Source organism: Aquimarina ulvae (genome assembly GCF_053613295.3).
This window is the reverse complement of record NZ_JBSIBP030000004.1, coordinates 291,649-317,150: the sequence shown is the minus strand read 5'-3', so window position 1 is coordinate 317,150 and position 25,502 is coordinate 291,649. Positions and strand designations below refer to the sequence as shown.

25 protein-coding genes are annotated in these 25,502 nt (G+C 33.3%); 7 read left to right on the top strand and 18 right to left on the bottom strand.

Features of this window, described 5'->3' with window-relative positions; all coding sequences use genetic code 11:
• Nucleotides 1-144: 144 nt before the first annotated feature.
• Nucleotides 145-2,472, bottom strand: a complete 2,328-nt coding sequence (locus tag ACWGOQ_RS11175) for a GH92 family glycosyl hydrolase (RefSeq protein ID WP_452058118.1) — start codon at nt 2,470-2,472, stop codon at nt 145-147.
• Between the two features lie 216 nt (nt 2,473-2,688).
• On the opposite strand from ACWGOQ_RS11175, the gene ACWGOQ_RS11170 reads away from it, so the two are divergent.
• Nucleotides 2,689-2,952 (top strand): hypothetical protein, encoded by a 264-nt coding sequence (locus ACWGOQ_RS11170; protein WP_452058119.1) that lies wholly within the window; start codon nt 2,689-2,691, stop codon nt 2,950-2,952.
• Nucleotides 2,953-3,536: 584 nt separating this feature from the next.
• Here ACWGOQ_RS11170 and ACWGOQ_RS11165 read toward each other — a convergent pair.
• The 7 genes from ACWGOQ_RS11165 to ACWGOQ_RS11135 form a co-directional block, all read right to left on the bottom strand.
• Nucleotides 3,537-3,884, bottom strand: a complete 348-nt coding sequence (locus ACWGOQ_RS11165; RefSeq protein WP_452058120.1) for a hypothetical protein — start codon at nt 3,882-3,884, stop codon at nt 3,537-3,539.
• Between the two features lie 159 nt (nt 3,885-4,043).
• Nucleotides 4,044-5,237 carry an enoyl-ACP reductase FabV gene (gene fabV, locus ACWGOQ_RS11160; protein WP_452058121.1) on the bottom strand — a complete coding sequence of 398 codons (1,194 nt, stop codon included), beginning with the start codon at nt 5,235-5,237 and terminating at the stop codon, nt 4,044-4,046.
• 615 nt (nt 5,238-5,852) lie between these two features.
• Entirely contained in the window at nt 5,853-6,473 is a 621-nt protein-coding gene (locus ACWGOQ_RS11155) for a trimeric intracellular cation channel family protein (RefSeq protein WP_452058122.1), read from the bottom strand.
• Nucleotides 6,474-6,505: 32 nt separating this feature from the next.
• The gene (locus ACWGOQ_RS11150; protein WP_452058123.1) at nt 6,506-6,847 is read right to left on the bottom strand and encodes a YdhR family protein; all 342 of its coding nucleotides are present in this window, start codon (nt 6,845-6,847) and stop codon (nt 6,506-6,508) included.
• 33 nt (nt 6,848-6,880) lie between these two features.
• A complete protein-coding gene (locus ACWGOQ_RS11145) occupies nt 6,881-7,312 on the bottom strand; it encodes a hypothetical protein (protein WP_452058124.1) in 432 nt (143 codons plus the stop codon).
• 79 nt (nt 7,313-7,391) lie between these two features.
• The gene (locus ACWGOQ_RS11140) at nt 7,392-8,165 is read right to left on the bottom strand and encodes a sterol desaturase family protein (protein ID WP_452058125.1); all 774 of its coding nucleotides are present in this window, start codon (nt 8,163-8,165) and stop codon (nt 7,392-7,394) included.
• A 537-nt stretch (nt 8,166-8,702) separates the two neighbouring features.
• Nucleotides 8,703-10,322, bottom strand: coding sequence for a tetratricopeptide repeat protein (locus tag ACWGOQ_RS11135; RefSeq protein WP_452058126.1), 1,620 nt, complete (start codon nt 10,320-10,322; stop codon nt 8,703-8,705).
• Between the two features lie 229 nt (nt 10,323-10,551).
• Between ACWGOQ_RS11135 and trxB the strand changes: the two genes are divergently transcribed.
• Nucleotides 10,552-11,520, top strand: coding sequence for a thioredoxin-disulfide reductase (gene trxB, locus ACWGOQ_RS11130; RefSeq protein ID WP_452058127.1), 969 nt, complete (start codon nt 10,552-10,554; stop codon nt 11,518-11,520).
• Between the two features lie 71 nt (nt 11,521-11,591).
• Here trxB and ACWGOQ_RS11125 read toward each other — a convergent pair whose 3' ends face one another.
• From ACWGOQ_RS11125 to ACWGOQ_RS11095, 7 genes are all read right to left on the bottom strand, one after another.
• A complete protein-coding gene (locus ACWGOQ_RS11125; RefSeq protein ID WP_452058128.1) occupies nt 11,592-12,452 on the bottom strand; it encodes a GIN domain-containing protein in 861 nt (286 codons plus the stop codon).
• A 208-nt stretch (nt 12,453-12,660) separates the two neighbouring features.
• The gene (locus ACWGOQ_RS11120) at nt 12,661-13,440 is read right to left on the bottom strand and encodes a nuclear transport factor 2 family protein (protein ID WP_452058129.1); all 780 of its coding nucleotides are present in this window, start codon (nt 13,438-13,440) and stop codon (nt 12,661-12,663) included.
• A gap of 228 nt (nt 13,441-13,668) precedes the next feature.
• Nucleotides 13,669-14,388 carry a head GIN domain-containing protein gene (locus ACWGOQ_RS11115; protein WP_452058130.1) on the bottom strand — a complete coding sequence of 240 codons (720 nt, stop codon included), beginning with the start codon at nt 14,386-14,388 and terminating at the stop codon, nt 13,669-13,671.
• A 66-nt stretch (nt 14,389-14,454) separates the two neighbouring features.
• Complete coding sequence (locus ACWGOQ_RS11110) at nt 14,455-16,212, bottom strand: PspC domain-containing protein (RefSeq protein WP_452058131.1); 1,758 nt, start codon at nt 16,210-16,212, stop codon at nt 14,455-14,457.
• Nucleotides 16,209-16,550 carry a PadR family transcriptional regulator gene (locus ACWGOQ_RS11105; protein ID WP_280935442.1) on the bottom strand — a complete coding sequence of 114 codons (342 nt, stop codon included), beginning with the start codon at nt 16,548-16,550 and terminating at the stop codon, nt 16,209-16,211. The genes ACWGOQ_RS11110 and ACWGOQ_RS11105 overlap by 4 nt, the downstream gene beginning before the upstream one ends.
• A 55-nt stretch (nt 16,551-16,605) precedes the next feature.
• Nucleotides 16,606-17,139 (bottom strand): hypothetical protein, encoded by a 534-nt coding sequence (locus ACWGOQ_RS11100; protein WP_452058132.1) that lies wholly within the window; start codon nt 17,137-17,139, stop codon nt 16,606-16,608.
• Between the two features lie 6 nt (nt 17,140-17,145).
• The gene (locus tag ACWGOQ_RS11095) at nt 17,146-17,598 is read right to left on the bottom strand and encodes a DUF4870 domain-containing protein (RefSeq protein ID WP_452058133.1); all 453 of its coding nucleotides are present in this window, start codon (nt 17,596-17,598) and stop codon (nt 17,146-17,148) included.
• Nucleotides 17,599-17,752: 154 nt separating this feature from the next.
• On the opposite strand from ACWGOQ_RS11095, the gene ACWGOQ_RS11090 reads away from it, so the two are divergent.
• The 4 genes from ACWGOQ_RS11090 (at nt 17,753) to ACWGOQ_RS11075 (ending at nt 22,014) form a co-directional block, all read left to right on the top strand.
• Nucleotides 17,753-18,211, top strand: coding sequence for a DUF4442 domain-containing protein (locus tag ACWGOQ_RS11090; RefSeq protein ID WP_452058134.1), 459 nt, complete (start codon nt 17,753-17,755; stop codon nt 18,209-18,211).
• A gap of 97 nt (nt 18,212-18,308) precedes the next feature.
• Complete coding sequence (locus ACWGOQ_RS11085) at nt 18,309-20,765, top strand: zinc-dependent metalloprotease (RefSeq protein ID WP_452058135.1); 2,457 nt, start codon at nt 18,309-18,311, stop codon at nt 20,763-20,765.
• A gap of 120 nt (nt 20,766-20,885) precedes the next feature.
• The gene (locus ACWGOQ_RS11080) at nt 20,886-21,686 is read left to right on the top strand and encodes a TIGR00266 family protein (protein WP_452058136.1); all 801 of its coding nucleotides are present in this window, start codon (nt 20,886-20,888) and stop codon (nt 21,684-21,686) included.
• Between the two features lie 130 nt (nt 21,687-21,816).
• Nucleotides 21,817-22,014, top strand: a complete 198-nt coding sequence (locus tag ACWGOQ_RS11075; RefSeq protein WP_452058137.1) for a hypothetical protein — start codon at nt 21,817-21,819, stop codon at nt 22,012-22,014.
• A 16-nt stretch (nt 22,015-22,030) separates the two neighbouring features.
• On the opposite strand, the gene ACWGOQ_RS11070 is transcribed toward ACWGOQ_RS11075, so the two are convergent.
• On the bottom strand, nt 22,031-22,981 hold the full coding sequence (locus tag ACWGOQ_RS11070) for a LysR family transcriptional regulator (protein WP_452058138.1): 951 nt from the start codon (nt 22,979-22,981) through the stop codon (nt 22,031-22,033).
• A 162-nt stretch (nt 22,982-23,143) separates the two neighbouring features.
• Between ACWGOQ_RS11070 and ACWGOQ_RS11065 the strand changes: the two genes are divergently transcribed.
• Complete coding sequence (locus tag ACWGOQ_RS11065) at nt 23,144-23,443, top strand: hypothetical protein (protein ID WP_452058139.1); 300 nt, start codon at nt 23,144-23,146, stop codon at nt 23,441-23,443.
• A gap of 86 nt (nt 23,444-23,529) precedes the next feature.
• Here ACWGOQ_RS11065 and ACWGOQ_RS11060 read toward each other — a convergent pair whose 3' ends face one another.
• Both ACWGOQ_RS11060 and ACWGOQ_RS11055 read right to left on the bottom strand, forming a co-directional pair.
• Nucleotides 23,530-23,949, bottom strand: coding sequence for a DUF2141 domain-containing protein (locus tag ACWGOQ_RS11060; protein WP_452058140.1), 420 nt, complete (start codon nt 23,947-23,949; stop codon nt 23,530-23,532).
• Nucleotides 23,950-24,168: 219 nt separating this feature from the next.
• Nucleotides 24,169-25,500: a DUF58 domain-containing protein gene (locus tag ACWGOQ_RS11055; protein WP_452058383.1), complete on the bottom strand. Its 1,332-nt coding sequence runs from the start codon at nt 25,498-25,500 to the stop codon at nt 24,169-24,171.
• Between the last annotated feature and the right edge of the window lie 2 nt (nt 25,501-25,502).

The window sequence follows — 25,502 nt, the reverse complement described above, 5'->3', positions numbered from 1 at the left end:
TTTGGTGTCACATATTACTGAGGCGGAATATAAGGGTGGCAAGGCTGGCTTATCTGCACGCAAAGGCAGCATACTGAAATCTAAAACGGCAAAGTACAGTAGCTTCTATTTTTGGAACACCTACTGTGTGTGGTTAGATGTAACTTACTTTATCTGATTAAAATTATCAGTCATTTCAAAAATTATTTCACCTCCATTTATAATATCGGTATGTGATAATTGATTTCCATTGATGATTTTTCCATTCACAGAAACATTCTTTACATAAATATTTTCCTTGCTTTGATTTTTTGCTCTAATTAAAAGAGTTTTTCCAGTATTCAAATGAATGGTAGCTTCTTTAACCAACGGACTACCTAATGCATAATTCGTTGAGCCCGGAGTAACAGGATAGAACCCTAAACTACTAAAAATATACCAAGCACTCATTTGTCCAGCATCGTCATTACCACATAGTCCTTCAACTGTTGGGGCATACATAGTTTTCATAATCATTCTTACACGTTCTTGAGTTTTTTCGGGATGACCTGTCCAATTATATAAATAGGGTATATGATGACCAGGTTCGTTACCGTGAACATAATTTCCTATAATACCATCACGAGTTATGTCTTCGTGTTTGGCAATGTATTTTTCATCTATTTCCATTGTAAAGAGCGAATCTAAATGTTGAGAGAATCTTTCTTTTCCACCCATCATATCAACCATTTTTTCAATATTCTGTGGAACATAAAGACCATAGTTCCAAGCATTACCTTCAATAAAGCCTTGACCGTGAGTATCCATAGGGTCAAAATCTTTTCTAAAAGTTCCGTCAGCTAATTTTGGTCTCATATATCCGATTTTTGCATCATAAACGTTATTGTAAAATTCAGAGCGATTTAAAAATTCTTCTTCAACAGCGGTATTTTCAACTCGTTTTGCAATTTGAGCGATACACCAATCGTTATAAGCATATTCTAATGTTTTGGAAACGGAAGAATGGCTTTTATCATCGGGTACATATTTATAATCTATATAATATCCAATTCCGTCAAAATACCTAACGTTAGCTGTGTTGACAGAAGCTACTAAAGCGCGTTTCTTGTCAAAATCACCAACATTTTTTGCAATAGCATCCGAAATGACTGAGGTTGCGTGATATCCAATCATACACCAATTTTCATTTGCATAATGAGACCAAATCGGTAGCATGTTATGAACACTTTCATCATGATGTGCAAGCATAGATTTTATCATGTCATTATTTCGCTCAGGTTGTGTTATGTTAAATAAAGGATGTAAGGCTCTATAAGTATCCCAAAGGGAGAAAACAGTATAATTGGTAAAACCGTCAGAAGTATATATGTTTTGGTCCAATCCTCTGTATTGACCATCAACATCTTCATACAAAATCGGCGAAAGGTTTGTATGATACATTGCAGTATAAAAATTTATCTTATCACTTTCATTCAATGTTTTTACTTCAATTTTTGAAAGTTCAGTATTCCATTTAATGTTAGTGTCTTCACGAGTTTTGTTAAAATCCCAATGTGGAATTTCTGAATTTAAGTTTTTTAGAGCACCATTTGTACTTACTGGAGACAATGCAAACTTGATTTTTATTTTTTCATTAACATCAGTATCAAAATTAAAGTAAGCTCTAATATCTTTACCAGCCATTTCTGGAAAATTTTTATCTTGCTTAAAACGTCTATAAAATCCATCATATTTAATGGTGTCATATTTTTTGTGACCATAGCTTTTGAAAGGTTTTGAAAACTTCATGGCAAAGAATACTTTTTTGTCTCTTGCCCAACCTTTGGTTTGTCTATAGCCAGTGACCAATGAGTCATTTTCTACACGAATAAAAGTCCATACATTTTTATTGTCATGGTGGTATATATTATAAACCATATCAAGAATGATATGTGAACTATCTGATTTGGGGAAGGTATATTTATGAAAACCAACACGCTCACTTGCAGTAAGCTCTGCTTTAATTTTGTAATTATCTAAATCTACCTTATAATAACCAGGAGAAGCTTCTTCGTTATCATGAGAAAAAGTAGAGTAGAATCCCTTCCTTCCTTCTTTAGTTTTCAATGGGTCTAAAACCAAATTTCCTACTGTCGGCATAACTAAAAAATCCCCCAAGTCTGAATGTCCAGTGCCACTAAAATTTGTATGGGCAAAACCTATAATTGTTGAGTCACGATGCTGGTAACCAGCACAATATTCATAGGTTTCTGAATTATAATTACCATCTTTATTGAACATAACTTCAAAATTCGTTTGCGGACTCAACTGTACCATACCAAAAGGTGCAGTTGCTCCCGGAAACACATGACCCATTTTGCTAGTTCCAATTAATGGGTTTACAAATTTTGTATAATCCGCATTAGATTTTTCTGAAGTGATGATATTTTTTTGCTTTTTTTCACAAGAAATTAATACGATGATAAAAAAAAGTAGTGTTAAAAGTTTTTCCATGTTTTAGGTAATTATATCTACTGTTCTGGATGTGAGTAATACGGGATTAAAATTACTAATTTTCCGATCAAGTACTTAGCCAAATCAAAAAAGATTTGATGGGCTCTGTTTAAATCATTAAACTTTGAGTTAAGCACCAAAGCCGTATTAATTATAGCCGCAATGTAAAAACAGTATCCTAAGTTAGTATCATAAAAACCTTCAAACTTTCTCATTATGAAAACAAAGGATATTACAGACTCAACAATTATAGGTTTTGACATAGACAAGCGAAGCTGGAAAATTCATATAGTTACAGATCTTTTTGATGGATCTGATCTAACGATTGCGCCCAATGTTTTTACCTTACAGAAATATGTTGAGAGACATTTTAAAAATTATCAGATTTATTGTTGTTATGAATTGGGTTGTTATGGATTTAGTCATCATCTAAGAATTATTGGCTTTTGCAACGGCTATTGGTGTTGTATGCAGTATTAATTGTTCGTTATGATTTTATTTGTCAAAATAATTTGAGCAAAATGATAATAGCTATGTTCAAACATTCTTTTCAATACTTCTCAACTATGTTCAGTATTTTTCTTCCACGAAGGTCTGTTTTTTTAATTAAAATTTGGTTTTAAAGTATAATCCGGTTCTTCATATTCTTTAGTGTTTTTCATTAATCTGGATTCATGCCAAAAATTGGAATAATTATCTCTTAGAAGAAAACACCTATCATCATTAAAAATTTATGATACAATTTTCCCTCTCCTTTCTTACCAAGTCTTTTTGACCTCTTTAGAAGTTTTATGAAATTGTCTATCGATTTTTCTGTTTGAGATTTATTAATGTCCAACCAATATTAATTTAGTTTGCGAGAGAAAAGCTTGAAGTTTTCACTTAAAATGAAAGTCTGTTTAGGAAAAGTAACTTACCTTTTATCGAGATAGTAGGAGTAATCAATTTTCCCGGAGTTAAATTTTATCTCAAGATTATCAAGTTCATCTATCACGCGTTTTTTCCAGTCTTTTGTTACAGCTTTTATCTGACTTGTGAGTAAATCTAAATTTTCATTTCCTTTATCAGAAAATACCTGATTGTAATTTTTTGTAGTTGTAAAGATTTTCATTTGTCGTTGTGAATAATGAAATTGGTAGTTCTCTTAAATTGAAATCGTTTTTCGAATACGTTCTCTTGATGTCAAATTTTATCCATTCTTGGAATTCATTTGCATTTTTATTTCCTATACGACTATAGGGTATTACGAATTCAAGTGGTATCTGATTTTTAACAATATTATTAGTGATGAACTCTTTGGCACTATCTATCAAACGAGAAAAATTAATGGAATCAGTTTCGCACACCTCTCTTAGCGCTTTATTAACCCTACTTTCCTTTATTGAATAATATGCAATAACTATAATTCTCATTCATTTTATCGAATTGGGTACAACAATTTTATAACAGCATTGTTGTTACATCTTATGTATATCTTTAAAGAAGCGTAAATTCCCTATAATAAAACGAAACCACGTATATACTACGTGGTTTTAATATATCTATACAGTGTGTACTTATAGAACACCTATTTATTCCTGCAACCCGGGAATCTCGACTTCTTCATTTACGTCCTTTTCATAATCAACACCTTCAACCTTAAACCCAAAAAGATTAAAGAAATCTGTGCTGTATCCTTCCAGGTCACCAATGGTTCCTAACGTTTCTGTGGTAGCATTATCCCATAACTCTTTAATTTTGGACTGAATGTCTTCACGCATTTCCCAATCATCCACACGTATTCTACCTTCACTATCAGTAGGAGGTTCCTGATTGCTATATATACGATCAGCAAATAAACGGTGCATTTGCTCTATACAACCTTCGTGCACGTCATTTTCTTTCATTATTTTATACAATAAAGAAATATATAAAGGAATAACCGGTATCGCCGAACTAGCCTGTGTTACCAATGCTTTGTTAACAGAAACAAATGCTTTTCCATCCATATTCTTAAGTGAGTTGGTTATCTCAAATGCAGTAGCTTCCAGATGATCTTTGGCACGACCAATAGTTCCTTTTCTGTACACAGGTTCCGTTAATTTTGGGCCGATATAAGAATAGGCAACAGTTTTGGCTCCAGGAGCCAATAAATTTTCTTTTTGCAATGCATCCATCCAAAATTTCCAATCTTCGCCACCCATAACGGTTACGGTGTTTTCTATATCTTCTTCTGTAGCAGGCTCGATAGATATCTGAGAGATATCTCCTGTATGAAAGTCTACTGTTTTATTTGTATACGTGTCACCAATAGGTTTTAAAACTGATTTATGTTTTACGCTGGTTACGGGATGAACACGAACTGGAGAAGCCAGACTATAGATCACCAAGTCGACTTGCCCTAAGTCTTTTTTGATCAATGCTATGGTTTGTTGTTTAATTTCATCCGAAAAAGCATCGCCATTGATACTTTTGGCATACAATCCAGCTTGGTGCGCCTGGGTTTCAAAAGCAGCACTGTTATACCATCCTGGTGAAGCTGGTCTTTTTGGTTTAGGTGGTTTTTCTAAAAACACCCCAATAGTAGCAGCATCAGAACCAAATGCAGCCGTAATTCTAGAGGCCAACCCGAATCCCGTAGAAGCACCAATAACGAGTACTTTTTTTGGGCCGTCTATTGCTCCTTTTGATTTAATATAGTTGATTTGATTGATAACATTTTGTTCGCATCCTGTAGGATGTGCAGTTAGGCAGATGAATCCGCGAGTTCTAGGTTCTATGATCATTGTGCAATTCTTTTCTAAGCATACGAACATAGCCCAAAAAGTATCGATTTCCAAAGAAATAACAGGGATATTAGTTATTTTTTAATCTTCTATAAAATTATTTTTTAGATGATCATATTATTTTAAAATATGACTATCAATTTTGTGAAATAAACAGTTTTGCAGCATCGCACCTTATTTATTTTTCAAGTTGAGAGAAAGACGCTATATCTGGTGCGATACAATTGGTTTTAGCTTTTTCGGAATTAACTATATCAAAACTATAATGGGCCTCCAACAATTCATGAAAATTATGGAATAGTCGAGGAAATTCGACAATGAATTCCTTAAAATTATTGGATTTTTATTTTTGCATAAAATAGTACACTATCTTAACCGTAACAACCGTAAGTGTTATATTGAATTTATCTACGCCACCAAGATACGCTACATAGGTGCTGATTTGCTTAGGTATGTTTTTGCAGGCTGCTTTGACTCCATATTTAGAAATATGAATCTAAGCAAGCTGTATGTGTGCTTCGTGATTAAATAAAGTTGAATCAAGTGTGCAATCGTTCAGCTGTTTTTCAAATTCAGAATCATTAAATTCGAAATGTGTTTTCATTAGGAATGGTATTAGGTTTTCTGGTTGCTAACAGTAAACATTGGTAATGAAATTTTATAAGTAACTACTACTAATCGTATGACAATAATCAGTAGAGTAGTCGCAATGTAAATCAAGTTTGTTGGTAATTTTAAATAATATAAGATCATAAAGCAAGCGCCACCAGCTATGGAAGCTGTGGCATACACTTCTTTTCTAAAAATAACTGGAATTTCGTTGCACAAAATATCTCTGATAACACCTCCAAAACATCCTGTCATCGTTCCTAAAGCAATGGATATGATTGGATTAAGATCTGTTTGTATTCCGGCTTCGACTCCAATTATGGTAAAAATCCCTAGTCCAATAGTATCAAAAAGGAAGAGAGATTTTTTTAGATAATTCAATTTATTTCTAAAGATGATTGACAAGCCGGTAACACCTCCTGTCAGATATAAAGTTACCGTGTTTTGCATCCACGAAACCGGAGTTGCACCAATAAGAACATCTCTTAGTGTTCCCCCGCCAATGGCAGTTACAAAAGCAATGATAAAGATGCCAAAAAGATCTAACCTTCTGTTCATTGCACTCAAAGCTCCTGAAATGGCAAAGGCAACGGTTCCCAAAATATCTAAAGTATCGAAAAGTGTCATTTTTTCTCTATTTTGGAATAAATGTAGGATATCTAATCCAAATTATAATTTTTGGATTGATATTTACTGTTTTTTCCTTCGATTTCTATTTGTACAATTCCTGTTTCCATTTTTAAGGTATCAGGAATAATCCCATATCGTATTCCAATTCCATTCATTAAAAAATATCTTAAATAATCTCTTGCTAATTGTATGTCATCAAATAGATAGGTTCCTCCGATGGTTTTTGTTTCTGTATTGATATAATAGTATTTTTTAATAAGTCCTTCTATATTCGCCATCATATCGATATGACTTTTAGAAATTTTCTGTAATCTTTGGGTTGATAAATTTGATTTAAATTGAACATGTAGTATTGCTTTTTCTATAGACATATAGGTGATTTATGTAATTTCAAACTTCAATTTTTACTGTTCATTTAGTGTAGAGCTAGCTTTGCGTCTTGTACACATTATTACCGAAGTTACCATAACAAATGTTGCGTTTATTTTTATAATTATACTACTAGTTTCGAAGGCGTGTATTTTCTCTTTTGAGAGGTATAAAGAAGTAATGAGAACAGCAGAAAATATAAGTACTAAGATAACTTCCATTGACTCTTTAGAAAAGATAAGATTGGACTTTGGTTTTAATATGTCTTTGGCAAAGAGTATCATATTAATGATGAGGTAGAACAGGGTTACATTATATACTTCCAGATATAACCACGCTGTTGTATCGGGTTCTGTCCTAGAAACAATTGCAAATAACAAGATACCATAGGTAGCGGCAGAAAACAATGTTCTTAGATCAAGAAATCGATCCCATAGTTTTCGGTATTTATTTCGAAGTATATTCATAACTAATCTGATTTTTAAGAGAAATTGTTCAGGCTTTTGTAATTGGCAAAAACCTTGAACAATTTCATTACTACTCAACTTACTTTTTTTTGTTTATATCTCTAAAAAGTAGCATATCGATAATTTTGTCAGATCCTCCGGAATAAAATCCAGATTCTTTAGGATGCGTCTTGGGGTTATTAAAAGTCCCAAATAACATATCTATAACAGATAGATCGGCATAGTTATAGGCGTGTACTCCTTTTGTATGGTGATATGTATGCCCTTCTGGTCGCTGAACCAAATATCCAATCCAATGTGGAGTTCGGATATTACAATGCTGTACAATAGCAAAGAAATTAGTGATCAGAATAATAATTGCTACAGCTTTTGGGTCAAATCCGGCAATAATAGTAAAGCAAAAACTACTTAAAAATGTAAATCCTATCATATCCATCGGACTAAAATAAAATGCACTGTAGGTGTCCATTCGTTCTATACTATGGTGCATTTGATGAAATACTTTCCATAAGAAATCACTTGTATGCATAGTTCTGTGCCAGGCGTACAGCGCAAATTCATATAGTACAAACCCAATACCAGCTCCACCCAAGACGCCCAACCCAGTAAGATCAAGTATTTGGTAATCTATTAAATAGGTATCCCAAATTAGTGGAAGGTAAGAGGAGAGTAAAAAGAATAACATAAATGACATCATTCCTTTTAGTTTCCAGTATTTTACTTTGGGTAATTGACGAGCCGGTGCAACCGCCTCCCAGATCATTAACGTCACATACATTCCTATAATGATAAGTGATATAGGATCTTGCACAATTGCTAATACAGATGGTAAATTTTCAAACATCTCTTTCATGATTGTATGTTTTTATTACGTACTTTATTTTTCAATTCATTTTTTCTTTTTACCCAACAACTCTTCAGTCTTAGTAGGGTTTCGTTTTTTTTGTTCCTCAGCATTTTTCCAAGTTTTAAGAATTAATAATTTTTTTTGTTTTCCGAGGTCAAAAGTATATCAGAAAGCAAGTCGCTGGAAATAAAAGAGGTATACCCTGAGTGAGCAGTGTTTGATTAAAAGTAGACGGGCACTGTGATTTTGCTAAAACCAGGTAGACAAGAGGTGAACAAAGGTGGTTAATGGTATGATTTTAAGCTGTTTAAAAAAAGTTAATTTTAGATGTTATTTTGGGAAATTAATTGAGATAAGGGGTAAAAATGTGAGTTGGGCACGAGAAAATTTGTAGTTATAAGTATGATTTTTCAATCAAAAAAGTATTTCGATATTTTCCAGAGTCGTACTGGAAGATTGTTTTTTCGCTTTACCGTAAGAAATAATTTTATGAGATGACTTTGATACTAGATGATTTAATAGAACTTTATATAATACAGCTCTTTATGAGTTATCTAATCCCAATAGATATGTGAAGATTTCTTGATTTTGATGTAAACCCAACTTTTTGCGAAGTCGGTAACGAGCTGTTTTAGCACTTTCGGGAGATATTCCAAGAATACTTGCAGTTTCCTTGATCGTAAGGTTTAGCCTTGTCAATGAACATATTTTTAAATCGTTTGCACTTAATTTTGGATGTTCAGCCTTGAGATTCGCATAGAACCCGACGTGTACTTCTTCAAAAAAACGTTTAAAATCTTCCCAGTCTTTATCAATAGTTAAGTTTTGTCTAATGGTTTTATTTAACTCATCAATTAACCTGTCTTTTTCTTTCGGTGCAGAATTTTTTGCCAGCAGCGCAGTACTTTTTAGATTATGCAACAGTTCATTTTTCTGTACAAAATTAATGGCATAGGAGGTAAGCTCCTTATTTTTAAATGCCAATTGTTGCTTCAGTTCTTGGTGTTTTAGTTTTGAATTTTCTAGCGCTTGTTTATTTAGTGCTTCATTGGATTGTAAAAGCTCATTACTTTTTTCAAAAAGTTCTCTGTTTTTTTTGGAACGCTGTTTTACATTAGTAAGAACCAAAAACCCAGCTACTACTATAATTAATATACCAAACACCAAGCTCCAGGTAACGATATTATTTATCCTTTCTTTTTCTTGTAAGTATTCAAGCTCTTTTTCCTGTTTTTCCAGTTGACTTTTAAATTCCAGGTAGGCAATTTGCTTAGATTTTTCGGTATTGAAGATAGTGTCTTTTAGTTTTGAGTACGCATCATAAAAAGCGAGTGCTTCTTTTGGTTTGTTTTGTTGTTTTCTAAGCTCCTTAAGTTCTTCATAGGCTAGTAACTCATACTTTTTTAAATGATTATTTTGAGCTCTTTTAAGTCCTAAGTTTAGGTGAATCTCGGCAGCTTCGTAATTATTTTCTAACCTTAATAGTTTGCCATATTGTATTAGATTACTAATCATTCCATCTTCATCTCCAATTTTTTTTCCAACAGAGATAGATCTTTCAATATGAAATTTTGCTTGTGTAAACTCTTTTTCTTTTAGATAAAGAATTCCTAAACGATTATGAGCTTCAGCGATTCCGTATTTAAAATTATTTTGGTTATGAAGTTTTAAAGCATCCGAAATATAGATCCTTGCATCGGATAGATTTCCTTTTTCGATATGGATGGTTCCAATTTTGGTGAATACCGTGGCGATGCGACCTGTAAGGTTTAATGCTGTAAAATTATCAATAGCGTCATTATAATTTTTTAATGCTTTATCATATTCTTTAAGATCAGCATATACCATTCCAATGTTTAGCATTGTATTTGCGACACCTTCCTGATTACCAATACTCAGAAATTTTTTTTGTGATAGAATAAGATATTGTAACGCTTTATTTTGATTTCCTTGTGCCCAGTAGGCTACTCCAACAATTCTATTTGCCGTAGCAATACCAGTATCATACGTAAGTTTTTTAGAAAGTTCTAAAGCCTCTTCACCATATGTAAGCGATTCATTGGGGTCAATGATCCAATATTCGAAACCTATTTGATTTAATACATCAACTTTCTTCGTATCCTGAGCGGTATGCTGGTTTACTATAACTTTTAGGCTATCCACTTTTGTATTTTGTGAATATATTACCGAATGGATTAGTAAGAGGATGATAATTAGGTGGTTTCTCACGATAGGAGCAGATTTAATTACAAATATAAAGGGCTGGCCTCTTATTATATTTCAATTTAATATTTATTTAAGATGTCTATAAGTGTATAATAATTCTTAATAACTTTACTGTAAGGTTTATCTCCAAATTACTACTTTTACAGCAGTTAAAACGAATAAGATTATGTCAGATACTATAGAAAGAATAAAATGCCTTATTATAGGCTCGGGACCTGCAGGTTATACTGCAGCAATATATGCAGCGAGAGCAGATCTTAAACCTGTTATGTATACGGGTATGGAACCAGGTGGTCAGTTAACGACCACTACTGAAGTAGATAATTTTCCGGGATACCCAGAAGGTATTGATGGACCAACGATGATGGTGCAACTACAACAACAAGCAGAACGTTTTGGTACTGAAGTACGAATCGGAATGGCTACTTCGGTAGAATTTAGTGAAGAAGTAGGAGGTATTCATAAAGTAACCGTAGATAATACGAAAGAAATCGAAGCTGAGGTGGTGATTATTTCAACTGGTGCCACAGCAAAGTATTTAGGATTACCAAGCGAGCAGAAATTACGAGGAGGTGGCGTTTCTGCCTGTGCAGTCTGTGACGGGTTCTTTTACAAAGGTCAGGATGTTGCTATTGTTGGTGCTGGCGATACGGCTGCAGAAGAGGCTACCTATTTATCAAATATTTGTTCTAGTGTTACAATGCTTGTGCGTAAAGATTATATGAAAGCTTCCAAAGCGATGCAACATCGTGTCAATAATACAGCTAATCTAAAAGTACTTTATAATACCGAAGTTGATGAAGTATTGGGAGACCAGGTAGTAGAAGGGTTACGTATGGTTAACAACCAGACAGGAGAGAAATCAGAAATTTCTATCACCGGTTTGTTTATCGCAATAGGACATAAACCAAACACCGATATTTTTAAAGATCAGATTGATATGGATGACACCGGATATATTATTACAGAAGGTAAGTCGACCAAAACTAACATTCCAGGTGTTTTTGCCTCTGGTGATGTTCAGGATAAAGAATATAGACAGGCAATTACCGCCGCCGGTACAGGATGTATGGCAGCATTGGATGCAGAAAGATACCTTGCTACTGTAGAAACCAGCGAAGAGGTTTCTGCCTAGGATTTTAAACCAAAAATTATTTTAAACCTGCCTGATTTCTTAAATCAGGCAGGTTTTTTTATGTAATATATCTACTTTAATCTAAGTATACCTGGTGAGTAGTCAATTTTTTTCTTGTACAAAGTAGCTTCGCCTTCGAACTTAGTCATATTTATTTTTGGCTCTCCTAGAAGATAGATTTCAGTTTCATCTATTGCTTCAATAGTGATTTCTTGAGTTGATACTAGAAAGCATTTGCTAGAGCCTTCAGCAATAACAGCTGTACTATTCGAAGTTAATTTCTCTCCATAGAAGTCAGTATCTCCATCGGCTCTCAGCAGCATAGCTTGTACATTCCCTTCTAGTTTTGCATAGCCCTTTTGGTACAAATCAATTTTTAAACTATCGGCAGTGACAATTCCTTTTAATTCTGAATTTTCATTTACTTGATAAAAGGCTTCTTTGGTATCTGTATGTAAATCGAGATTTGATTTTCCGTTTGTAACAGCAGTTATTTTACCGGTATCCACAGATAAAAACACCTCAGAATCGTCATTGGTTTCAATACGGAGTTTTGAGGATTTTATAGGAGCTAAAGATTTGAGGGTTATTTTGTCATGTGTTTTAATTTTCTTCAGTTCTGAAGCGAACGAAACAGTAACATTTAATGCTTTGGCTCGTCTAAATTCTTTTGTTGATCTTATTTTTAAGATACTATCCTGTATGCTTACGTCGATAAACTCCTGAAGATTGCTATCTGCTTCAATTTTTATAATAGGATCACTATCTTCATCAATAGAAACCTCAAAATTATCATATAATTCAATAGTATGAAAAGCATCAACAATCTTTTCTTCGGTCATAACGATTTTATTTCCTTTTACTCTTTTTTTCTGAGCATGTATGTTTCCGAGAATAAATATTGAAAATAGTGAAAGCAAAAGTGTTCTCATGTTGTATATAGTTTAGATTTTAAAACTCTTTTTTCGATGAATACGTATAATAGATATTAAAAATATTGATAAAAAGACTAATTTTTGAAAAAATAGTTACAGACTTTTGTTTTTCAAAAGTTATACCAAAAAAAGTCTCTTTACAGAAGAGACTAATTAGTTTTTAAAAGCAAAGATCGGTTGCTTAAAAAATAGTATTTTAATTTTGTTATTTTATTTTCTGAGCTTCTTCGGCAATTTGTCCATTTTCTCTAACAATTATTCTGGATATGTCCCCTTTACTATTTTTAATAAACTCAAAAGTCAATGGACTTTGCTTATGAAAAAACAAAGTTTCGGTTTGTGGATATACAATGACCTGCATTTTACCCGCATTGATTTCTAATAACTGGTCCTTTTTTGTGATGACTACAGTACCTGTTTGTGGTGCCTGATAGGTTCCTGTATATTGATTAAGGATTTCATCAGATAAAGTAATTTCTTTTTTGTCAGTATTCTGTGGAGCAGGTTGGTGGTCATAACTAAGCACGCGGGTCATTTTCCATTGATTATCTTTATGTTGCCAAACGTGTGTAAACTTTGCAATCTCTGCCAGTCTTTCTTCTTTTCCTTTTTCTGAAACATAGAAAACGTGTTCTCCTGTAATAATTGCTCCATAATTAGTAAGGGGAAATACTTCTACACTTCCTTCTACAACTTCTCTTCGAACACTAGGGTTTTCAGGCTTACACAATTCATTTTTTACACTAGATATCATATTATCAAGTCCAGCAGTGAGCCCTCCTTTATCGTGATAGAATTCAAAATCTTCTACAAAAAATGTTTTGAATGTATTGATGTCACAAGAATTATAAGATTCCCAGAATTTATTATCAAGTTCCAGAATTGTTTTTTTAAGAGATCTCTTGCTTTGGGCCTTTAGTAAAGTAAAAGGCATGAATATGATAAAAAAAGATATGGAAGTTTTGACTAAAATTGTTTTTAACATAATGTTCGTTTTTTGACCTACCTGATACGGACAGATTGATTAAATTTTTGGATTGATCTTTTTGTAGGTTTTAAAAAATGAAGCAAAAAGAAAACCACCCGAAAAGCATAAATATCTAAATAACTTGTCTGTCAACAATGGGAGCTTTTCAGGTGGTCTTATTTTTTGGTTGGTGGTTGGTTGGTTGGTTGGTTGTGGATTTATAGGTTAGGTGCTTGTTTTATGAGTCTAGTTTCTTTTTACATTTCCTCCAGAGTTTTCTACTTCATCAACTTTTCCGGGTTCTCCGTAATAGTTAATATTTGCACCGCTGGTTGCTTTTCCAGTAAACTGATCTTTAGCGTGGATTCTAATCATAGCGCCACTAGTTGCCTTTGCTTCTGATACTAAACTTAATAATTCTTTGGCTCTAATATCTGCGCCACTAGTTGCACTTGCATTATGATTATTTACTTTACCGGATAAATCCATCATTGCTCCGCTAGTAACTGATGTAGTCAATGTTTCTGCTTTTATTTTTAGTTCTACATCTGCACCGCTGGTTGCACTGATAGCAAGGTCTTTTTGCACGACAGTTCCCAGGGATGTAATTTTAGAGCCACTTGTAGCAGATATTTTACCTAATTTATCGTAAGAAACGTAGACTGTTTTTTCATCTGCCTGGTAAATATTTTTATCAGAAGTAATATAAAGCGTTTCTCCTTCTACATATACCTCTATGTGCTGATGAAGATTTTCATTCGCTTCAATAATTACTTTTCGATCTTTCTTATTCGTTAATACTACATCTAAACCTCTACTTGATTTAATCGTAGTAAAATTTTCGTTAATAATTTTTTCTTTTCTGATTACTTCACCTTCACCTCGGATTCCATCAAATGCTATGTTGCAAGAACAACATAAGGCAGAGACACATAAGGTTACAATGATTTTTGCTATTGTGGTCATAGTTAGAGTGATTTAATTTGTTATACTGTTCGTTTTTTGTTGATCCGCCAAAGGCGGACAGATTGATTAATTATCCGTTTTGATTTTGACTCCGTTTTTGTCTATTTTAATATCTACTTCTTCACTTTTGATTTGCACTCCATCTTCGTCAATTTTAAGATTGGCATTGTCGTCGTCTGAATTGATATTAATTTTTACTTTAGCATTAGGGTCACTATCATCCTCCCATTCATTATATCGCCATTCATCTTTTGGGCAATCCTGACAAGTAAGTTTACCATTTATCATTTGTAGATACTTTCCCTCTTTGCCATCTATGGTCAGATAATCATCGTATTTCCAAGTATTATTAAATCCAGAAGTGTTATCATCTGCCAGTATGGTCATACCTTCAGGTATCGAAATAATGATTTCTACTTCCTGATCGTTAAACTTGTTTGCATAATCCGTAAACGCGTATCCATCTAACAATAGCAAATTACCTTTGGTTTCATAGTTATATTTGATAGCTGCTGCTCTTTCTTTAGCGTTATCATAACTACTTCCTTCTGCCTTCTTTCTTATGGTAATTTTTGGAATAGAATCTTCTTTGTTTTCTTTGATGAAGACTTCGATATCCTGAGTAACGATTATTTTATTGTCATTTTCATCTCTTTTGATTTTAAAATCATTTCTGTGATATAAATTTCTTATATATCGGTTATTACCAACCATTTTTATATTTAAGGTGTCACCAGACACAAGGTATATGTTTCTGGTATCTTCAATTACTTCAGCATCATATGCTTCAAGTGTTGCCTGACGTATTCCAACAACAGTAAGTCCGATAACCGATAGAATCCATACCGCTAGTAATGCTAGTTTAGCTGGTGTTCCTATTGATTTTAAATTGTTGATTACAATCTTTAGTCCAAGAATAAATAAAAAGAAGAATGGAATACCTACTGCAAATAATACGAGTAGCGATACCAACCATATCGGAACATTGGGATGATTAACAACATCAATATATTCTGTAAAAGGTGTGTCAATAAGTCCTAATGTACCTACTGTAAACAGACTAATAAATAGACTAATTAGTGCGATTCCTGCAACCAAAATAAGAAGTACTCCTATAAATTTTACAAATATCTTCAATACTACTAATAGTACGTCTCCGAGTGCATCAAAGAAATTGGTAGATCCACTTTTAACCTTATTACTGTATTTTTGATAATCAACGTCCTTTACTTTATCTGCCACATCATTAAATCCTTCTTTGATTTTTTTTTCGATGTTGCTTATGTTTACAGCTTCTCCTTTCATCGCTAAATAGTCTGCTGTACTTTTGGCTTCTGGTACAAAAATCCAAAATGCTATATAGATAAGGATAAAGGCTCCACTAGAAAATACAGTAAAGAGTATCCAAGCGATTCGCAACCAAATAGGATCTATGCCCAGATAATGACCTAAACCAGAACTTACACCTCCTACATAGGAGTTAGAGGTATCTCTAAATAATTGCTTGGATTTTGTAGTTTTTTGATAAGATGATTTTGGTTCATCTTCAAAAATTTCTTCATCCAGTCTATAATCTTCGGGTTGTCCCATGACCTCGATCACTTCGTCCACTTCTTTGATTCCGATGACCTGTCTTTCATCTTTTATTTTTTCACTGAAAAGTTCTGCAATTCGAGCTTCGATATCAGCAATAATTTCATCTCTTCCCTGCGAGTCAGTAAATGAACGTTTTATTGCCTCAATATAGCGCTGCAGCTTTAAGTAAGCGTCTTCATCTATATGAAAAAATATGCCTGCTAAATTTATATTGACTGTCTTGTTCATTTTTGTTTCTTTTTTTGTTTAGTAACTATAGTTACTGCATTTTGTAATTCGTCCCAAGTGGTATTTAATTCTTTCAGAAATAGTTTTCCTGTTTCTGTAAGTCCGTAATATTTACGTGGTGGTCCTGACGTCGACTCTTCCCAGCGATAGCTGAGTAGTCCGGCATTCTTAAGTCTGGTGAGTAAGGGGTATATTGTGCCTTCTACAACTAACATCTTTGCATCTTTAAGGGTTTCTAAAATCTCTGCTACATAAGCATCATCGTCCCTAAGAATTGAAAGTATGCAATATTCCAGAACACCTTTGCGCATCTGCGCTTTTGTGTTTTCGATCTTCATAAAACTGAATTTTTTAAAAAGTTAAACTGTTCATTTTTTGATTAATGATTGATGGTTAATTAAGTATATATTGATCAGAAAATACAACCCCAGCGATAAAAACTGTAGTCAAAAGATAATTGATTAGGTTAAATTTTAAATTGTATTTCTGTTCTTTGCTTGTTTTGATTAAAAGAATTAGCAAGGTGAACCCTACTAGTAGTGGTAGTATCCAATATCCAAGTCCAAGCCAGGCACTAATACGCGATTCGTCATTAGGGTTAAATATGGATAGGATCATGGCTAATATTCTAGAATAAAATGCAAAGAATAAAAATGGATACCAATACTTGTTATTTGTTTTTTTGATAAAATAATAAATAATGAATGCCTGTATGATTGTAAATAATGGTCCAGCAGCACTCACTAATTGTTGATGCCAAGCTGTTTGGTATGCTCCTTCTAATAAGAATGCAGAATTAAGTGTCATTCCCATTTCGTATCCTAAGAGTTTCCCGGTGATGAAGTGGGCCAATTCATGAAAAAAGAAGGAGGATACCACAGCTAAGGCAGTAATTAGAATATATATTATGTTGACTGATGAGTTCATTCTAAATTACTTTATAAATCTTATTGTTAATGGATATCTATATAGCGATCCTTTATTTGCATTTAATGCTGCAGATATGGTGAAAATAATTTCTAAAAAGAAACCCATAAGTGCTATAACCCCTACAAAAGAAGCGCCTATTAATGTTCTAAATCCTCCATCACTAGAAAAGTTAATATCCAATCCGTTGTGATTAAAAAGATCAAATAAGGAGGCATCACCAAAGATGTTGAATATAAAAAACGGGAAGGAGATCATTCCCAGAATTACTGTATAGAGTAAGATACTCAACTGAAAATTAATGGCCTCTTTGCCGTGTGTATCGATAAAGTCTGACTTGGCCTTATTGGTAGTCCATAGTAATATGGGAACTATGAAATTCCCGAAAGGAATAAAGTATTTAGTAAATACTCCTAAGTGCATAAAAGTTGCAATATTATTGTGGTTGTTAGTAGCCATTTTTAAAAGTATATAATAGTTTCTTATGCAAATATATATCTAAAAGAAGGTATTATGCAAAACATAGTACCATAATTTAACATAATTTTATGATTTGAGTGTGTTTTGCATCTCCATTCTTTTTCAATACTTTAGGGAAAATAAATATGGTATTATGAAAGTTAGTCCTAAAAAGTTTAATCTGTTCTCTATGTTTAAGTTACCGTCTGCCTGGTTGTGTGGAGTGCGTGTAAAAAGTATTGATGAAGATCATTGTGTGACCACGGTTAAGCATCGGTGGATAAATCAAAATCCATTTAATTCCATGTTTTGGGCAGTACAAGGCATGGCAGCCGAATTAAGTACAGGTGCATTGGTAATTACTCAGATTAAACTAAGCAGAAAAAAGATTTCCATGTTAGTGGCTACTAATAATGCTACTTTTACTAAGAAGGCGACAGGCAGGATTACCTTTATTTGTAATGACGGATCCTTAATTAAAGAAGCCATCCAAAAAGCCGTTAAAACTGGAGAGGGACAAACTGTTTGGATGAAATCCGTGGGTACAAATAAAGACGGAGTGGAGGTTTCTACATTTAATTTTGAGTGGACTATCAAATTAAAAAGCGCATAATCTTTTAAATAATACTAATACTCCAAAAAAAAAGACAAGTTTTATACGAAATGAATTAATTTTCATTTTAACAATGCTAAAAAATAAATAGATTCTCATGTTTCATAATTCAACACGTATTATTTTTTCCCTTTTTTTCCTTTTTCTTACGTCTTCTACTCTGCAATCTCAGAAAAACAAAAAAAATAAAAAGGACTATAAAACGAATACCGAAGAAAAGTCTCTTATAAAAAAATACTCAGAACTGATATCTAAGAAAACGCTATCAGATGAGGGACTATTCAAAGTACATCAGAATGATGAAAAGTTTTATTTTGAAATTCCTTTTGATGTTTTAGATCAGGATATGCTCTTGGTTAGTCGCATATCAAAAATACCATCTAATTTGGGTGGAGGATATGTAAATGCAGGGTCAAAAACTAATGAGCAATTGGTAAAATGGACACGAATCCGCAATAATATTCATCTAAAGTCTATCTCTTATTCTAGTGTAGCAAATGATAGTTTACCGATACATTTATCAGTACGTGACAATAATTATCACCCGGTGATATATTCCTTCAAAATTGCTGCTTTTTCTCCTGATTCTACAGCTGCTTTAATAGAGGTTAACGATTTATTTCTAACAGATGTAACCGCAATTAGTGGTTTGTCTCAGGCTATGCGAAAGAAATATAAGGTAAAAAAAATGGACTCAAAACGGAGCTTTATACATAGTATTTCAAGTTTTCCAAAAAATGTAGAAGTAAAACATGATCTCACATTTGTTGCATCAGCTCCTCCTTCTAATACTAGATCGGGCACAATCTCTTTAGAAATGAGGCAATCATTATACCTATTGCCAGAAGAACCAATGCAATCAAGACTCTATGACAAGCGTGTAGGATGGTTTACTATCGATCAGGTAGATTATGGTTCTGAAAAACTAAAGGCGGATCGCAAATCATATATTCGAAGATGGAAGCTTATACCTAAAGATAAAAAGGCGTATGCCGAAGGAAAGTTAGTAGCGCCAGAAAAACCTATAGTATATTATCTGGATCCAGCTACACCAAAAAAGTGGATACCATATTTTAAACAAGGCATAGAGGATTGGCAAGCTGCTTTTGAAACTGCGGGTTTTAAGAATGCTATTATAGCTAAAGAGGCTCCTACTTCAGATGAAAATCCAGATTGGAGCCCCGAAGATGCGAGGTACTCTACGGTAAGATATGTTGCTTCTACTACCAGAAATGCTATTGGTCCAAGTGTTACTGATCCAAGATCAGGAGAGATTATTGAAAGTGATATTATATGGTATCATAACCACCTAAGATCTTATAGAAATAGATATTTACTAGAAACAGGAGCAGCCAACCCATCTGCACGAACATTGCGCACCCCCGAAAAGGAAATCGGAGAAATGATGCGAAGAGTAATCTCTCATGAAGTAGGACACGCTTTGGGGTTACCGCATAACATGAAAGCTAGTGCGGCCTACCCAACAGACTCATTACGTTCTGCAAGTTTTACTCAAAAATGGGGATTAGCCAGCTCAATTATGGATTATACAAGATATAATTATGTTGCACAGCCCAGCGATAAAGGAGTGCGATGGGTACGTATGTTAGGACCTTATGATAATTATGCTATTAGCTGGGGATACAGATACATTCCTGAAGCTAGGTCAGCAGAGGATGAGCGTTCTACGTTAAATAAATGGATTGTAAACAAAAAGGGCAATCCAGTATACTTATTTGGTGGATACAATCCATATGATCCAAGTTCTCAAACAGAAAATGTAGGAGATGATGTTATCAAAGCTAGTACCTACGGTTTATCTAATCTTAAAATAGTGGTTTCGAACCTTAAAGAATGGACAACGACAGAAGGAGAAGGATATGAAGATCTTAAAGAATTATACGGAGAACTTATAGGAGTATGGTCTCGTTATTCAGGTCATGTTTTAAAGAATATAGGTGGTATTTATGAAGAATTTAAAACTACAGATCAGTCAGGAGAGGTTTATAAACATATCGATAAAAATAAGCAATCTAGATCATTAAATTTCTTGATTGAAAATTCATTTACAACTCCATACTGGCTATTGCAAGACGATATTATTAATAATATTGATCCCAGTGGTATTGTAGAAAGAATCCAAGCTTTGCAATACCAACAGCTTAATAATTTACTTAGAGAAGATAGATTAATGCGTATGATTAATAATAAGGCTCTGAATGGAGAAAAAGCGTATGCAATAACCACACTACTAAAGGAAGTGAGAGAAGGTATTTGGGCCGAATTAACGCAAGGCAAAAGTATAGATGTTTTTAGACGGAATATACAAAGATCTCACGTAGAAATTCTAATCAAATTACTGCATAATACTCACAAAAAACCAAGTTCTGATATTCAAGCAGTTGCAAGAGCAGAGTTAAAATCAATTCAATCTTTGGTAAAAAAATCTTTAGCTTCGTTTAATGATGGAATTGTAAAATACCATTTAAAAGATATCCATGAATTAATTAAAAATAATTTAGAAGTTAAGCGCAAAGAAACAAAGGCCAAATAAGAAGCTATATCTCTTAATTGCCGAAATTCTAATCATATGAATATTCATTTTGTAACATTTTGTACCAATATGCAACTCATATATTGAAAATATTCATTAATCAATATTAAATAATTAAAAATGACAGCACACGAAATTGACTACACTATTTACGGTGAAGAAATGCAATATGTAGAAATAGAACTGGATCCTCAAGAAGGAGTGATTGCTGAAGCAGGAAGTTTTATGATGATGGACGATGGTATCAAAATGGATACCATTTTTGGAGATGGTTCTCAGAAAGATCAGGGATTCATGGGTAAGGTTTTTGGAGCAGGAAAGCGTTTACTTACAGGCGAAAGTTTATTTATGACCGCTTTCTATAATGAAGTAATTGGTAAAAAGAAAGTGAGTTTTGCATCCCCGTATCCTGGAAAGATCATACCTATAGACTTAACTGAATATGGAGGTAAGTTTGTTTGCCAGAAAGACGCATTTCTCTGTGCAGCAAAAGGTGTATCGGTTGGAATAGAATTTTCTAGAAAATTAGGAAGAGGTTTGTTTGGGGGCGAAGGGTTTATTATGCAAAAGTTGGAAGGGGACGGAATGGCTTTTGTGCATGCAGGAGGGACCACTGCGAGAAAAGAATTAAAACCAGGCGAGAAACTAAAGATAGATACCGGATGTATCATTGGATTCTCTAAAGGTGTGCACTACGATATAGAATTTGTGGGCGGAATTAAAAATACCATATTTGGAGGAGAAGGATTGTTTTTTGCTAATCTAACTGGACCTGGAGTCGTATATATACAATCTTTACCTTTTAGTAGACTCGCAAATAGGGTATTGGCTTTAGCTCCTAGAGGAGGTGGAAAGAGTAGAGGGGAAGGTAGCATTTTAGGAGGTTTAGGAGATCTTCTTGATGGCGACAATAATTTTTAACAGAGTTAAATAAGGGTTAAAGAACGGTTTTTTAGTTTTATTTGATTATATTAGATCTAACAACTTTTAAACTGTAGGTTTAAACCTACATTGCTTGTTTAATTCTAACATCTTAAACCCCTATTAATTTATGGCTAGAGCAATGTTTGATTACACTAAGACTGTACTAAAAAAAGTTAGTTTTGATGTAAATCTATTTACCAAGGAAGTAATTAAAGCATTAAATCGATTACTCCCGCACGAGATTGAAGAATTAAGACTTTGGATTCAATCGTTAGCACTAAACAAACCAGAGTTAGAACCTTGTTTAATTTATTTAAAATCATAAAGAAAAAAGCGACCTTTTAGTCGCTTTTTATTTTAGATAGTGGACTGATAATTTGTACATTCTGAAAAGTAATTGCTCCTTTAATAACTCCGGCAATAGTAGTATGTAGTGCTTCAATTATTTGCATTTTGAGTTCGCTTTTATGATATATAAGACTTACTTCTCTTGCAGGAGAAGGTTCGTTAAAATAGTGTAAGTTTCCTTTTTCTTTATCATTTATATCCAATGTATGTAGATAAGGCAAAAGTGTCATTCCTAATCCTTCATTAGCAAGTTTTACTAAGGTTTCAAAACTACCGCTTTCTAACTGAAAATGATCTTCGTCGTAACTTTTTTGTGTTTTACAAAGATTGACAATTCCATCTCTGAAGCAATGGCCATCTTCTAACAATAGCATATCGTCGATATCCAGATCTGTAACATCTATTTTGTTCTTTTTATTTAATCGGTGGCTTGGTGGAATGTAACCGACAAAAGGTTCATAATATAATACGCGCTCTTTTATATTTTCATTTTGCAGTGGTGTTGCGGCTATTGCCGCATCCAGATGCCCGTCTTGTAGCTGCTCTATAATAGCTTCGGTAGTAAGTTCTTCAATTTTTAGTTTTACTTTTGGATACTTCTTTATGAAATTGTGTAAGAACATAGGTAATAAAGTTGGCATAACCGTTGGTATGACCCCTAGTTTAAATTCACCTCCAATATACCCTTTTTGCTGATCTACTATATCCTGAATTCTTTCGCTCTCATTTACAATATTTCTGGCTTGTTGGACTAATTTTTTACCTACTTCAGTCAGCTCAATAGGTTTTTTACTTCGATCGAAAATCAAAATATTTAACTCCTCCTCAAGTTTTTGAATTTGCATACTCAAGGTAGGTTGGGTGACAAATGTTTTTTCTGCTGCTTTTGTAAAATTTTGATACTCAGCAACTGCTAGTACATATCGTAGTTGTGTGATGGTCATGTTGTTAATTTTGGATCACAAAAATAGAAAAGGTATTGATAAAACTTATTAATGATTTGCTAAAAATTTATTTTTTCTATTGAACTTCTTTACAAAAATGTTAACCTCTCTTTTTTTAATGGTACTAAACAATAAAACTTATAATAATTAAAAAATTAAGAAATGAAAATAGTAAATAAACCTTTAGTGATATTGGGATTAAGTATTGGAGCTTTATTAACATCTTGTTCAGAGGAGGAAGTTTTGGAAGATCTTACAGGAGGTTGTATCGCTATTAATGCAATTGAAAATTATAGTGCCGCACTAGATCGATATGGGAATGATCCTAGTGTAGAAAATTGTGAATCTTTAAAAGCTGCATCGATAGCATATTTGAGTGCATTGGACGATTGTCCACTTATTGAAGATGCTGATTTGGAAGAAGCATTGCGAGATGCTAGTGAAACAAATTGTGAAAATTAATCTTTAGTAGTTCCAATATAAAAGGGCTTTACTTATATTATAAAGTAAAGCCCTTTTTTTGATTGATGAATATATTATTTACTTGATTAGAATCTAATTTCTAATTCCAGGTCTTCCTCACTTACTTCAAATTTTGCATCGCTCCACATTGGTGGTCCGTAGCTCATATTGTTATTAGACACACCATAGCTTTCTTTTGGCATTCCGTTTTCCTCAAAATCCATTCGTTCATTATTATTAGCATCGTGTACGCAAGAGATTCCATATTCTCCTCTAGGTACGTCTTTAAATGTAATTTTAGCAATTCCATTTTTAATTTCACCTTTTGCGGATTTGATAGGTGCGGCTTTCATAAAAGTAGCTTCGTCATATAATCCAAAAAGCACTGCACCATCAGAACTTGATACGTTGGGTACTGTGACGGTGATAGTTACCCCTTTGGTATCTTGGGCGGTTGTTACAAAATTTGCTGCTGACATGATTAAAAGTAATACTAGAGTTTTCATAAGAGTTTAGTTTTGATTTTTATTATTTTGTTTTGATGATTCAAAAGTCTAAAAATCTTTGAGGTATTTATAAAGTATATAACTCAATTGTAGAATTTACAGGATGAAATGTAGTTTAGTTATTGAGTCGGTAAGGAATTAAATGATAGTAGGTTATTGTTTATAATACGCGTACCTCTTTAGAACAAAGATTCGTAACTCTGTATTCGTACAAGATATCTATAACAATCCTCTAGCTTTGATTTCTAGGTATTTATTAATGGTATTCACCGTCAGATCTTCTGGTGAACTTAGTACAGTCTGGATCCCATGTCTTTGTAGTTCTTTGACCATTATTTTTTTATCGTAGGCAAATTGTTGTGCAATGGTTTGATCATAAATTGCTTGTATATCTTCTGCATGTTGATGAATCAATTGATGTAATTCTGTATTCTCGAAGAAAATCACTACTAAAAGGTGTTTTTTTGCCAATGCTTGTAAATAAGGAAGTTGTCTTTTTAAAGCAGAAATATGTTCGAAATTAGTGTAAAATAGTAGAAGACTACGATGATTGATCTGTCTTTTTGTATGTGCATATAACAATCCAAAATCAGAATCCAAAAACTGGGTTTTTACATTGTACAAAGTTTCAGAAATATTATTAATATAGGTTTTCTTTCTACTAGCGGGTAAAAAGTTATGAACCTTGTTAGAAAAGGTGAGCATGCCTATTTTATCATTTTTTTTGAGTGCGATATTAGAGAAAGCTAATGTGCTATTAACTGCATAGTCTAATAAACTTAACTCTTTAAAGGGCATTTTCATCACGCGACTTTCATCTATAATAGAATAAATCGGTTGTGATTTTTCGTCCTGAAATTGATTGATCATCAAATTACCATGCTTGGCAGTGGCTTTCCAGTTGATGGTTCTTACATCATCACCCGTAACATATTCCTTAATCTGTTCAAACTCCATTGTATGACCAATACGGCGTATTTTTTTAAGTCCAAACTGAGTTAATTTGTTATCGATAGCTAAAAAATCATATTTTTTCATTTGGATAAAAGATGGATATACTTTCACCATTGCTGATTTATCAAAACTATAGCGCCTTTTGATCAAGTTGATTTTGGTCATGGCATATACGTGTAAATGACCAAAAATATATTCGCCTCTTTTCACAGGGCGTAATGAATACTCGAAATCCAATGTTGATTTTGGGTAAATTACACCTGATTTTAGAAAGTCTCGCTTTTGAAACTGTACAGGGATTTCATCTATGATTTCCGTATAGGTAGTAAAAGCATAGTTGTTTTTTACCCTCACCGGAATTGAATTATAATCGCTGTTTGAAAATTTTTCGGGGAGCAATCTACTAGCTTCGATACCTCTTTTGGTATTGAATAAAATAACAATATCAAACAAAAAAGCAATCAACAACCCCCATACTAATAACCAAGCCAATGGATACAGTGCATGAAACCAATACGATCCTAAAAACAGAACTGATAGAATAGCAAGTATGTAAAACACTCTTGGACTTAGATATAAGGATTTATAGAACTTGATCA